At 57.0% G+C, this 13,284-nt stretch carries 8 protein-coding genes; 2 read left to right on the top strand and 6 right to left on the bottom strand.

Translation table 11 applies throughout. From position 1 onward, the window contains the following. Positions 1–27: 27 nt before the first annotated feature. Positions 28–1,002, top strand: a complete 975-nt coding sequence (locus F7P65_RS15450) for a HEPN domain-containing protein (protein WP_338053909.1) — start codon at positions 28–30, stop codon at positions 1,000–1,002. Positions 1,003–1,064: 62 nt separating this feature from the next. Here F7P65_RS15450 and F7P65_RS15455 read toward each other — a convergent pair whose 3' ends face one another. Together F7P65_RS15455 and F7P65_RS15460 are read right to left on the bottom strand one after the other, a co-directional pair. After that, positions 1,065–3,095: a M13 family metallopeptidase gene (locus tag F7P65_RS15455; protein ID WP_420853320.1), complete on the bottom strand. Its 2,031-nt coding sequence runs from the start codon at positions 3,093–3,095 to the stop codon at positions 1,065–1,067. Positions 3,096–3,367: 272 nt separating this feature from the next. Next, entirely contained in the window at positions 3,368–4,873 is a 1,506-nt protein-coding gene (locus F7P65_RS15460) for an acyl-CoA synthetase (protein ID WP_150293299.1), read from the bottom strand. Between the two features lie 299 nt (positions 4,874–5,172). Between F7P65_RS15460 and F7P65_RS15465 the strand changes: the two genes are divergently transcribed. Beyond that, positions 5,173–6,024, top strand: a complete 852-nt coding sequence (locus F7P65_RS15465) for a thermonuclease family protein (protein WP_150293301.1) — start codon at positions 5,173–5,175, stop codon at positions 6,022–6,024. 467 nt (positions 6,025–6,491) lie between these two features. Here F7P65_RS15465 and F7P65_RS15470 read toward each other — a convergent pair whose 3' ends face one another. From F7P65_RS15470 to F7P65_RS15485, 4 genes are all read right to left on the bottom strand, one after another. Beyond that, on the bottom strand, positions 6,492–8,438 hold the full coding sequence (locus F7P65_RS15470) for an ATP-binding protein (protein WP_150293344.1): 1,947 nt from the start codon (positions 8,436–8,438) through the stop codon (positions 6,492–6,494). A gap of 330 nt (positions 8,439–8,768) precedes the next feature. Further along, positions 8,769–9,818 carry a hypothetical protein gene (locus F7P65_RS15475; protein WP_150293303.1) on the bottom strand — a complete coding sequence of 350 codons (1,050 nt, stop codon included), beginning with the start codon at positions 9,816–9,818 and terminating at the stop codon, positions 8,769–8,771. Beyond that, positions 9,811–11,928 carry an ORC-CDC6 family AAA ATPase gene (locus F7P65_RS15480; RefSeq protein ID WP_150293305.1) on the bottom strand — a complete coding sequence of 706 codons (2,118 nt, stop codon included), beginning with the start codon at positions 11,926–11,928 and terminating at the stop codon, positions 9,811–9,813. The genes F7P65_RS15475 and F7P65_RS15480 overlap by 8 nt, the downstream gene beginning before the upstream one ends. Further along, positions 11,925–13,199, bottom strand: coding sequence for a metallophosphoesterase (locus F7P65_RS15485; protein WP_150293307.1), 1,275 nt, complete (start codon positions 13,197–13,199; stop codon positions 11,925–11,927). The genes F7P65_RS15480 and F7P65_RS15485 overlap by 4 nt, the downstream gene beginning before the upstream one ends. Positions 13,200–13,284: the final 85 nt, after the last annotated feature.

Below are 13,284 nucleotides of genomic sequence, written 5' to 3' on the forward strand. Positions count from 1 at the left end.
TCGAGTGCTGTGAGCCACTGGAATGCGATGGCCACCAAGCCGCCGGATCGATGCAAGGCGCAAATTTTTCTTGGCTTTTCCGCGCCAAGGAGGGAATCTGCGGCCATGAAGACGTCCCTCGACCATCTACCCGAACGCAAACAGCAGGAGCTGGGCGAAATCCGCCGTATATTGTTCGAGGAGTTCGAGGACACGATCGCCGGGCGGAACGCGCCGCATCGCAAGGCAGGCCGCATTCTCAAGATCATTCTCTTTGGATCTTATGCGCGCGGCAATTGGGTCGAAGACCCGGTCGGGGGCTATTTTTCTGATTATGATGTTCTGATTGTCGTGAACCACGAGGAGCTTGCCGATCCCCTCGAATATTGGACCAAGGCGGAGGATCACCTGCTCCGGGCCCACACGATCTCCAAAAAACTGAGCGCGCCAGCAAACATCATCACGCACAGCCTGACCGACGTGAACAAACAACTGAAGAAGGGCCGCCCATTCTTCAAGGACATTCTACGCGATGGCATTGCGCTTTATGAAGCGCCTGACCATCCATTCGAGCAACCGGCCATTCTATCCGAGGACGAAGCACGATCTGAGGCCCAAGCGAACTTCGATAAGTGGTTCCCCAGCGCTGAACAGTTTCTTGAGCACGGTAAAGACGCCGCCGGACGCGGTTGGAATAATAAAGCCGCGTTCGAGCTTCATCAGGCGACCGAACAACTGTACCATTGCCTCCTACTCGTCCTGCAGCAGTATTCTCCAAAGTCTCATAAACTTAACTTTCTGAGATCTCGATGCGAACAACTGGATTCTAGGTTAATTGCAGCGTGGCCACGCGATACAAAGTTCTCCAAGCGATGCTTTGAATTGCTACGCGGCGCTTATGTAAACGCCCGGTACTCGGAGCATTACAAAATTACGGCCGAAGAACTGGAATGGCTTTGTGAACGCATTACTGTGTTGCAAGAGTTGGTGAAGGAAATTTGCCAAGAGCGACTGGCATCGTGACTGAGATTGGCCGCTGACACCCCCCATTACAAGGCCGGGCATTACCCCGGCCTTCGATGAAATCACCAGATTTTGACCCGGTCCTTGGGCGGAAGATAGAGCTTCTCGCTGGGTTCGGGATTGAACGCGGCATACCACTCATCAAAGTTTCGAACCGTGGAGGTTCGGTATTCCGCGGGCGAATGGGAATCCGTGACGAGCCGCTGGCGCAGAGCGGCCTCCCGATATTTGATCCGCCACACCTGCGCCCATCCGAGAAAGAAGCGCTGGTCGCCTGTCTTTCCGTTGATGACCGGCGCCGGTTTGTCGCCCAGTGACGCATGATAGGCGTCGAGAGCAACGGCCAGACCTGCCAGATCGCCAATATTCTCACCCAGGGTCATCGCCCCCTTCACATGCACACCGGAAAAGGGCTCATAACGGTCGAATTGCTCGACAAGACGTCCGCTGAGCGCCTTGAAGGCGGCGACGTCGGCCTCACTCCACCATTGGTTGAGCTTGCCCGTCTCATCATATTTTGAACCCTGGTCGTCAAAATGATGGCTGATCTCATGACCAATCACCGCGCCGATCGCGCCATAGTTGACCGCCGGATCGGCATGGGGATCGAAAAAGGGCGGTTGCAGGATCGCGGCAGGAAAGACGATCTCCACCTTGCCGAAATTGGCGTAGGCGTTGATCTCCATGGGCGTCATACCCCATTCCCAGCGATAGATCGGCTTGCCGAGCTTGCCCACCAGGTAGTCGAAGGCGAACTGGCTGGCGCGGAGCGCGTTACCAAACAGGTCGTTCGCCTTGATCCTGAGGCCCGAATAGTCGCGCCATCTGTCTGGATAACCGATCTTGGCCGTGAACGCGGCCAGCTTGCGGCGAGCCCGGATTTTTGCGGCATCACTCATCCAGGTCAGCCGGTCGATCCGGCGCCCCATGGCCGCGATCACATTCTGGACCAACTCATCCATCGCAGCCTTGGTTTCCTGCGGGAAATATTGGGCGACATAGGCCTTCCCGACCTCCTCTCCCAAGGCTCCCTTGAGAAAGTCGATGCCCCGCTTCCAGCGTTCCAGCCGCATTGGCGTGCCGGCCAGAATCGTTCCGTAGAAGGCGAAATCCTCCTCCCCGATACGGTCGGGGAGGAAATCGGCGTATGCGTGGACGCTTCGCACAAGCAGCGCATCCTTCAGAACCCGAAGGGGGGTGTTCGCGATGAGTGCCGCCTCCCCCGCTATGGCGCTGGGCTGGGCGACAATCATGTCGGCGGGTTTGATCCCGATCGCGGCAAAATAGGCGGCGAAGTCGAACCCGGGCGCGTCCGCCATCAATTTAGCGAGGGTGGTCTTGTTGTAGACCTTGTCGACGTCGCGGCTTTGGACCCGCGACCAGTGGAGCTTCGCTATTTCCGTTTCGAACGCCATCAAGGCGTCGGCCCGGCTGTCCGCGTCAGGTTCCCCTATCAGGGTCACCATGTGTGCAAGATGCGCACGATACGCCGTCCGGATTGCGGCCATTTTATCGCTTTGGTCGAGATAATAGTCGCGATCCGGCAGGCCAAGACCGCCCTGGCTCAACTTGAGGATATAGATGTCAGGGTTCTTGTCGTCCTGACCTATGTAGAGGCGGAAGGGCCCAGCAACCCCATCGCGATTTGCCTTCGCCATAAGGGTCGCAAGTCCGGCTTTGTTGCGGAGATCCCTGATCTGGCGGAGCCACGGCGTGATCGGCTTGAGACCGGCTGCCTCCACAGCGCCGCCGTCCATATAGCTGGAATAGGCCGCGCCAATCTTGTTCGAGGGGTCTTTACGGGCCGCGTCCAGAATCTCCCTCGTGCGCTCGCGCGAGAGGTCTTCCAGGACGTTGATCATGCCGAAGCTGGCCTTGTCTTCCGGGATCGGCGTGCGGGCCTCCCAGTTGCCATTCGCATAGCGGGAGAAATCCTCACCCGGCCGCGCATCACGATCCATTCCGCCTTCGTCAAACCCGTAGGTGCCATAGGCCGGGGCATTCGATCCCGACTGCGCGCCCTGATCCGCATGTGCTGCTGAAAATGAGAATGCGGCCAAAAACATTGCCACACCGAAATTTGACGATCGCATCCCGAACCCTCTCGCAAGATCCCAGGGGAGAGTGGTCGAGCATCGAACGTGCCCCGTCAGACGGCAGCGTCATCGGGCGCCAGAACATAGCAACGCCCGCGAACCAGACGCCACACCTCCACTGTCCCCAACCTGTCTAACGAAAATTGAGGGGGCTAACCCTGGAGGTGTCGTCGGGCGCGAAGGATTTTTCTCAAATTGCGCTCATTCGGTGTCCCATGGCAGCACGGCGCGGTGATCCTGAGCGCCCTGCTGCAACGTGAAGCGATCTTTCATATAGATTGAGCACCGGCGATGAGCAGCGCCTTCAGATCTGGCTTGGTCACCTTTCCCATTGCGTTACGGGGCAGGCTTTCGACGATGCGGATCAGTCGAGGGATCTTGTAAGAAGACAAATGCCCCGACGACCATTCCATGATCTCGTCCAGTTCCACCTGCCGGCCTTGCCGCGGCACGATGAAGGCCACCACCTTTTCGCCCCAGGTTTCATCCTCCACGCCAATCACCGCCGCTTCCGCGATGGCCGGATGGGAAAGGAGCACCGCTTCGATCTCCAGCGCGGACAATTTGTAACCGCCCGACTTGATGATATCGATCGAGGTCCGGCCCATGATCCGGTAATAGCCCTGCTCCAGGACGGCCATGTCGCCGGTACAGAACCAGCCGTCGCGAAAGCTCTCCCGCGTGGCCCGCTCATTATCCCAATATTCAAGAAATACATTGGGACCCTTGACCCGAATTTCGCCCGGCGTCTCCTCATCGACAATGGGCTGATCGTCTTCGCCAAAGAGGCACACCTGGATGCCGGGCAAGGGCTGGCCGACATGCCCGGCTCGTCTCTCTCCATGATAAGGATTGGACAAGGCCATGCCGATCTCGGTCATGCCGTAGCGCTCGAGCAGCACCTGGCCCGTCCGCGCCCGCCATTGTTCGAACAACGGCACCGGGCAAGCCGCCGAGCCGGACACATTGAGGCGCATGGCGGCAAAGCCATCGCAAATCGCCTGCGCCTCTGCTTCATCCAGGCTTTCCAGATAGTCGAGCAGCTTCACATAGATGGTCGGCACCGCCATGAAGACAGAATAATCCCCGGCAGCGACATCCGCGGTAACGGAAGGCGCATCGAAGCGGGGAAAAAGATGCACGGTCGCGCCCACCCAGAGAGCGCAGCTCAGGACGTTGATGATGCCGTGAACATGATGCAGCGGCAGGAACAAGGGAATGCGGTCGCTATCCGACCAGCCCCAGGCGTCCAGAAGGACGGTAATCTGCGCCCGAATATTGCCGTGGGTCGTCACCACGCCCTTGGGTTTATTGGTGGTGCCGCTGGTAAAGACCATCATCGCCCGACGGTCATCCGCTATCGGCGGAAGTATGCCCGTTGGGCTGGCCATCAGTTCGCTCGGCTCCAACAGTTGGATACCCAGATTGCCGCATAGGTCGCCCAGCATGGAATTATGCTCGGCATGAGCGATCAGCCGGGTCACCCGCGCGCAGCCAAGGTAATGGTCGAGTTCGGCTGTAGTCGCCCCGACGTTGAGTGGGACCGCGATCCCGCCCGCGCGCCAGATCCCGTGCATGACGACCACGTAATCCGCACTGGCCGGCAGAAAGAAGGCGACCCGCTCCTCCTCCAAATCCTCTTTGCTTTCCAGCAATCCGTGAGCGAGCCGGTTAATTTCGTCGTTCAGCGTGCCATAAGCGATCTGGCGGTCGCCGTCGATCAGGGCGATCCGGTCATCGTCCGCTTGCAATCGTGGAAAGCGGTTTAACAACATGCGTGCCTCTCCAAAACGCTAATCTTGACCTTTACTCATAGAGGCGTTCGGCACGCCCATCAATGTAACGCGACGCAGTACCGGGAAGGCGGGATCGACCAAAGTCGGACCTTCAAATGGCTGGATCGATTTACTAGAAGCGGACGAGATGGATAGGTTCATCGTTATTTCAGGCTGCTCCGGGGGACGGGAAATCTACGTTGCTTGCGGAGTTGGCTCGCCAAGGATATGCCTACGAAGCAAAAGAAAGGCTGGCGTCGTTTCTTCGGGCTATAACGCTTTCAATGAGAATTTGATCTATGGGCATTAGATCGACGCGAGGCTTCCTCATTGAATTGGCCATCGTCGGCGCGTTAGCTGCTGGCATATGGGTTCAGCAGAATACCGGCATAGCCGCAGGCTATGTCATCGTGCCCGCGTTGATGGGTTTGGTTCCGCTCTACTTCTGGAACCACACACGCCGTTGGGGCCGTCGCAGGAGATGGCAACCCCGCATGGTGGGCCAACAGCGGCGTCCATATGATAAACGGGCCAGAACGAATGGCTGGCAGCAGCCAAAAGAGCGTCAGTTTCCCGCATGGGCAGTTTACGCCGTTGCCGCTGTCCTCATGGTCGGCACTTTTTGCGCTGTCTTTTTCTGGCCGAGTCGCCAGCCCAGCAAAACCGCTCACATCACTCAATCGGAACCACCGGCGGCTTCTCCATTCTACGTCCCTACCACCAAACCCACGATTGGCGTTTCAGGGGCAAGATCACAGGCGCCTGTCAGTTCGGTGGCAGCATATCCGAGCGTCGGTGAACCTACACATGGCCGCTTCCTGTGCAATGTGAGCAGCATCACCGATGGCGACACGTTGCGCTGTTCAGACGGCACGAGGATCAGACTTCATGCCGTAGCAGCGCGTGAGAGCGACGAAACCTGCAAACCGGGCCACCCATGCCCTTCGGCGTCCGGCGCGTCGGCTACGGCGCAGTTATCTCAGCTTGTATCGGGCCAAACTCTGCATTGTGAGCAGACCGGCACCAGCTATGGTCGAGTGACTGCGGTTTGCTGGAACCAGCAGAACACGGAAATCAACTGCGCGATGGTCAACAGCGGCACGACCGTTGTTTGGCCGAAGTTCAACGCGCAGCGCGCGATTTGCTCGTAATGCTTCGGGCAAAAATGTCCGCGTTCAAAAATCCGCAATCCTTAAGCTGCCGTCTCCTTCCCACCCGGCATCGCCGTTCCCGGTCCGCGAAGCGCCCGTCAACGCCGGTAAGCCGCTGGACCGGATCGGAGCAGGAAAGCCGCCCAGCGGCACGCGACCCTTCTTTGTCATTCAAGGGCCAAATTCCCATTCCCGGGTCCGGACCGTCCGCAATCAGATTGCTATCCTGAAGACGTACCGCTCTGAGGAATCGCTCGTGGGACAAGCGAAAGTAGGAAAGCTGCCCCAATTTGCAAAGGCAAGCGACGATCAACGCAAGTTTGCGATGCTTAGTCTGCTTCCCTGAAATAGCCGGTTGCAACCTGACCAGTTGAGCGCGGAGCAGCCGTACCATTTCAAAGAAGGGCTTCTGTCGCCGACCCATCATCATTAGCGTTGTTCCGACCTCAGGTTAGAAGGACATATCGTTAGGCCTTGATCACGGCTTGAGTGAGCTCGGTGATGCGCGCGTCGATTTCTGCGTCGGACACTTCAACCTTGAGCTTGTCCTGGATGAATTGGTGACGAGCGTCACTCTCGCGCAGCACCTCGCCCCAGGTCTTCACCCAGACGGTGTAGTTGTCTCCCAACTGCGCGATGCCGCGCTGTCGATCGGACTGGGTAATACGCGCCTCGACGGCGTCGTCGTATTCGCTGGTGATCAGGTAGAAATGCCACGTCGTGTCGGTGTGGCTGAAATCCGGTTGTTTGCGTAACGCGTTCAGATAGTCCTCGACCTGATCGAGCTCCTTGCGCCCGATCGTCAGCCCCGGACGCTTGAGCTCTACCAGCATATATTCGCGTTTGCCCTGATCAGCGCCCGGTACGACACGACCGAGAAACTGATCGACGCGGCCGCGTTTGCCATCGGGTTTCAGCACAGCAGCCTTCTTACGTTTGGTGCCGAGATCCTCGGAAACTCGCTGCATAACGCGCGCCAAACCCGCTTCTGGAAGGGTAAAGTGGAATTGCTCTCCGAAGAGCCAGGTGTTGTCGCGCACCAGAGCATCGAGCTGACCACGCTCCTTCACCGTGTGCCGGTATTTCGGCTCAAACACCATGGTCCGCAGCGTCGACAAGGTAGCTACACGATCCGCGATTAGGCTCGAGGAAGAGATGATGTTGCCGAGCTCGGTGCGCTGGAGAAGCTCGGAAAATTCGGTCTGCTGCCCTTTCGGTAGGTTCACCACTGCGCGCAGAATCGTCGAAAGGGCGTCCGGATTATGCTTCACCGCCTCTTTCAGAAAGGTCAGTGTCATCCGTTTCACTGACGTATCCGCACGCGCGAACTCGCGCGAATTGGATGAAACAGCGTAGGTTGCGATGTCGAAAACTTGGCGCTCGCGCTTCTCAACTTCATCGCCGGGTTCGCCTTCGTAAGGGTAGGCACCTTCTTCTTTCAGTTCTTGGATCAGCCCCCTTGAAAGATCGGCCTGACGCTTGCGGAAATAATCTTTCAAGTCGGACCGGATATGCTCGATGATGTAGAGGAAATCGGGATCGTTGAGGCCCTCCACCTCGAGTAGATTGGCGTCAGACAATTCGCGAAAGAAGCTGCTGTAAGCGTAGGCGGAGTAGGCAAAGTTTGGTGCGGTCACATAGGCTGCCTGGGACCCGAGCACGATGCCATTGTCGCCACCGAAGAAGATCTGACGACCCTCTGTCTGGGCGTTCCACTCAATCACTTTGAGGCGGAGATCATCAATCGTGCGGGTCGGACAAATCAGAGGCTGCTGCGGGATGTCGAAGGTCTTATGGATCGTGACGCGCGGATCCACTGCCATTGCATTGTAGAACACCTGCACGTCCGGATATTGCAGGATGTAAGGCGAGAAAATTGTGCTGAACTGCCGGAAGGAATCGCTGCTATCGAGGATGTCGAACGCTTCCTTCAAAGATGACAGTTCGACAATCGTGCCCGTCGCCGTGCCGCTCACGTCGGCATCCTGAAGATCCGCATCCTCCAGGCCGTTGGATTGTATGGTCAGGGTCAGGGCGGCGAGCTCGCCATTCACCTCCGCCACGCTGAACCAATGTGCGCGGCGCGCGAGCGAATAGAATTTAAGCCGTCCGCGCCCTTCTTTCCCATGGACCGCGCGACCGAGCTTTTGGGTTTTCACGGCACGACGCTTGTGGGATGCACCGAGGTTCTCAAAGTCGTGGCTCGCGCGCTCACGGGTGATCCCGTGCCCATTGTCGCTAATACGAATGCCGGTGATCCCGCCTAGCGCGTTCTTGATAAGATCGACGCGCACCGTGGTCGCATCCGCGTCAAGCGCATTCCAGACGAACTCCGCGATTCCCTTGATCGGGTCGCGCGTCGCTGCTTCCTTCTCGAGATGGTCCTGCGCGGCTTTAAGTTTGAGGGTCGTCATAGGCTTATCTCGTGTTGGGATCGGAATGGTAGCGGGATTAATGCCGAACTGCGAGGTGAACTTTTGCGCGCCGATCAAGCGGCTAACGGCCCAGCCTCGGCCATTCTTCGATCAACCTTCCGGCTGCGAACGTCAGGTTGAAACCGAAACCCGCTGTTCACGGGCGTGCTCGCGAATGACAGCCCGTCCCTGACCCTGCCTGCCAGGGCCGAGCCATCTGAGACGCTCGAGGGTCAAATCTTGATCCCTAGGCCGCTATCCCGTTGTTTCTACACAGACAATGTGATGCGGTCGATATTGGCGGCCCATCCGGGCCCCCAGCAGGGGTCGTCAACTACCCACCAGATAGCTTCTGGGGTCAAACCGATCCTCGATCTCATATATTATCGGATCGCCGGATGCGTGAACATCGATGGCTCGATAAGAAGCCGGGGTACGGCATACGACCTCGACCCGCGGGTCCGATAGCGCTGCAAGCGCCAGGCCGATCGCATGAGGTTTTGACCCGATCGCCATCATCGTGGCCCCCCGTGCCGCCGAAGTGTTCATGAAATCAAGTGCATGCCTCGCGACACCGACGGCGTCGCAAAGCTTGATATCCTCCTGCATCGCGTTGGGCTCCCGAAGCAATTCTTCAAAAGCCATCTTTTCACTCTCAAGCATTGGCAAACCGCGCGACGGAGAGGTTTCCTCAATGCATATGAGTCCCAATCTGCGGGGCTCAAAGCGTTCAATAAACGGAAGCGATAATCCGAGCTCACCCCCCAGAGAAACCAGCAAGTCTGCATCGTTTGCAATATACTCGCTTGCTTCCAAATAGGGAATCTGGCGCGAATGCCATTCGCCCTCGGATAATATCGCACGTGGACCAGCCAAAGCCAGCGGTGCACTCGGCGCATCAGCAGCAAGATCGTATTTGCCCGGCGTGTAAAGGCAATCAATTCGAGCAACCAGCTCATCGGAGAATGCAAGTCCGATAAGATAGAGAACGTATGTTTTTGGGACACACGTGATATCGACGAGGATTGAAAGCGGTCGGTTCGACGCCGCGTAGGTATCCTGAAGCCAGGCCTTAATCGCTGCGAAGTTCTTTTCGGCTTCGGTGGACGGGTCCAGATCTTTGATCGTGACCTCGGAAAGCATCGAACGGAATTGCTCTAACTGGGCAAGCTTCGCCGTCTCAGTCTCTTCGGACCGCGACCGAAATTTCAGTAAGGTAAGCTTTGTAGATAGCCCACTCACCCGCGCAAGCGCGGACGGTCCACGCGTTTCCCAGCTTAGGCCTGCAATGACAAGGTCGTATTTGCGAGCAAGGGTTTCACCAGCCTTCAAATTGCGCTGGCGAAACACAAAGTCACCGATTGCCAACTCTTCAACCATGGTCACTATCCAGCATTCTGAGTAGATCAAGTTGAGCATTCGACGCGGGTATTTTCACAGCAAGGCTCTCTGCCCAGTCCCTAGCCGTAATCGTCGTCCCACCCAGACAAAGTTGCGTCAGATCATTCGGCTCCAGGGCTACCGCCTCATAAGCGCCGCGGTAGGAGAACCGGAACTTCGGCGAGAACCGCCGGTGCAGTCTGAACGCCACCGAGCGAAACTGACCATCGATATGTTGCGCTTGGTGTCGCCTGATTTCGATTGGACGCAGATATCCCGCCAACTCTGCCTGCCGGATGGCAGAGTTCACGAACCTGGCGCTTTCAGGCAGCCCACCGCTCGCCATCAGAGACATGTAGTCGACAAAGAAGACACCGCGCTCTGTCGTACTCAGTACCCTAGAGTCTGCGGGGTTTGTCTGGAGAAGCGAAGTGTACTCCCCGAGACCTGCAAGCAGTCTGGATATGACATCAGTATCGATCTCGGACCGCCGGCTCACACCCTCGAAATAAGACTCGCTCGCTGAGTAAATGCCATTCGTCTGGATGGTGTTTGCAATCGGAGTCCGACTAGCCGTGAACCGGCGAAGGTTCGTCGGATCCTTGATCTCCCATTTATGGGAATTGATATACGCCTCGTAGATTTCACCCATGATTTCTAGGAAATCACGTATCGAACCGTCTGCAAGCGACACCACGATGTTGGCGCCCGCCAATGGCAAGCGCCGAATGCCAAGGGAGGCTGAAAAGTGAAGGAATGCGCCACGCTGCTTCCTTCGAAGCCAGGCTTCAAACGCGGGCTGCCCAAAAGAGTCGACGAAAGTCGTCAACTTTTCCAGGTCAGTGTTTTCAAGTGTCGTCTTGAAGGATTCCTCCCGACCGCGCCATAGCATGAGTACATAGGCTTCGTAGTATGGAAGCCGATTGTCATCGGATTCATATCTATACGGAATCTTTTTTCCTCTCTCCCGCATGAGAGAGAGAAGCGTTTCTGCACCTTTTTGCAGCAAAAGCGTGGAGGGGCGGGATGAGCGCCGCACAAGCGCGCTCATCATATCATTCACATCCCACCGGCCCAGCCTTTGTTGAAGGTCGAAAAAGGATGATACCTCAGTCTGACTGAGGTAGGGCCGCGCTTCAGGAGGCAGCGAGAAAATCAGACGCAGGCTGACGACCGACTGGCAAAGCTGCCGAAACTCGTTCTCGTCTCGCCCATCCAAAGAAATGACACGGCGATCGGCATCAGTAAGTGGCTGCGACTCAATGAACGTTTCGCTGTCGTCGCGACCACCACCAACAGAGCTGACTACCCAGGAGCAGGGCGCCCGGCTCAACCGGACAAGACTATTGATACTCTTGCGTTGGAGTGGGCTCAGCACTTCGCAATCGTCCAAGCAAAACTTGAAACCAACAGTCTGCTGGCCCACGCTCGTGTTCAAACGGATTGAAGCGCTAACTCTCTCAGTGAAGTAAGCCAGCATCTGGTACGGCTCGCGAACGGGTAAGTCATCGACGAGTTCGCCAACGGTGCCGCGGCCACATGCGCGATTCATCGCACTCGTCATCAGCCTCAGGCAGCGGGCGAGATCGAGAAAGGTTGCGGGAGGACGCGGGCTGAAATTGCTGACAGCTGGAAATTCGGTCGCAAAATCAGCAACGAGCTGCAACTCCTGCGCGGCGGCAATCGAAATCTGCCGCATTTCGCGCAAATTGTGGCAGGCCTCCGACAGCCTTTCGATGCAAATTGCCTCCACGGCTACAGAGAAGAATGAGTAGAATTCAAACTCGGGATTTTGGACGTTCGGAAAGATTGCAGTCCAATCGGTGAAGGACATCGACGCGGAAATATGATCGGGAAAGCGGACGTAGATCCCGATATTTTTGAAGTCGCCAAGGTTGCGCTGAAGCTTCAGCGATTCGTTGTGGCACAAATCCTCCCAACAAATTCCCTTCAGAAGCGTGGTTTTTCCTGTCCCCCTGGTCCCGTGGATATACGTGGACTTATCCGCAGAGAGCTCTTCTGCCTCTTCGGTAAACCATATCAGAGGGCGACCATCGGTATGGTGTTCCCAACGTGTGGGGCGAAAGGGGTTTATCGCGCCAGGCGTCATATCTTCGCTTCCAGAATCCAGCTTTCGCGTTTCGCATCGTAATTTTCGACGACGATTGAATGATCCGCCATCAAGAGCTCGACGCATTCCTGCAGTTTCTCGTCCGTGTCTGTCTGGAAATGCTTGCCGCATTCTTGAACCAGATCGGACCAATAGCATTGGCGGGCGCCCAGAAGATAGGAATAGACCTTGGCCAGCCCCCCATCGAGGGATCGACGGCGCTTCCCGATAAGCGGAACGGTGAGCCGCTCACCTTGCCGAAGAACACCAGAACGATCGAACGTCCAAGGAAGAATGTGGCCCACCAAGGGATTCCCGGAGCGGGTGAAAACCACTTCTATTATATTGAACCCGTCCTCAGCGGCGGGCGCGGAGATACAGACAAGTGCGTCACCGCCCGGAACGGAGAGCACTTCGACCGGGTCGGTGTGGATATGGCCATGCAGGTACAATATTGGCCTTCCGGCTTCCATTAACGAGGCGCGAACCGCTCCAGAGTTGACAAGTTCGGTATAGGGGGCAAGGCGGGTCATGCGCTGAGGGAGCAGGTTGTGATGAGCGACCACGACCAACTGTTCCTCCCGGGGCATCTTACCAGCAGTCTCTACGAGATGCGCTATGCTGTTGTCGGAGAACGCCGGTGTGTCAAACTGGCGGTCGTAGTATGCGCTCAGGACCTTTGGATCACCCGCCGCGATCGCAGCCTCGATTGCAGGCCCCACACTATCACGAAACTCCGCAGGGATGTATTCAACCGCTCCACATCCCCAGCAGCTGTTCATTAATACGACCGCGCACGTCGCATCGGATGGCCCCACATGGCGGATGAGCGATTGCTCGACCGGGATCTGCTCCAATCCGACGGCGCTCAATGCGGCATTGAGCGGGCCGAATTTTGCCGTCATGCTCGGCTTTTTCGCCAAGTTGCGATCAATGTCGTGATTTCCCGGCACGATACCGCAGAAGGTCAACGCGTTGCGACGCCCCTTGCCCAGTTGCAATGCGTTTGCAACGTAAGCCGCGCCCGCCCTATAGCCGTCCAACTTACCAAAGTCGGTCATGTCTCCCATGAGCAGAATTCCATCAATCTCCTCTGCCTCGCACATTCGATAGATGCGCTTGAAGACAGTCTTGATGGGTTGACGAGAAATGACGTTGCGCAGCTCAACTGAGAAAGTACGGTCCTTTTGGTCCACCGACCTTTCAGTGCGAGCAGCCGACGGCAGATGCAGATCGCCAATCTGCAGCAACCTGACGCGCGGTAACCCCAATGTCTATCCCCCGATATTCAACGCTTTAACCTCTTACAGAATTCACCGTGTGCTGCAAGGTGACGCGGGCGAGCATGGCAATCAC

It is taken from the genome of Sphingobium estronivorans (assembly GCF_008692605.1).
GTDB classification, from domain to species: Bacteria; Pseudomonadota; Alphaproteobacteria; order Sphingomonadales; family Sphingomonadaceae; genus Sphingobium; species Sphingobium estronivorans.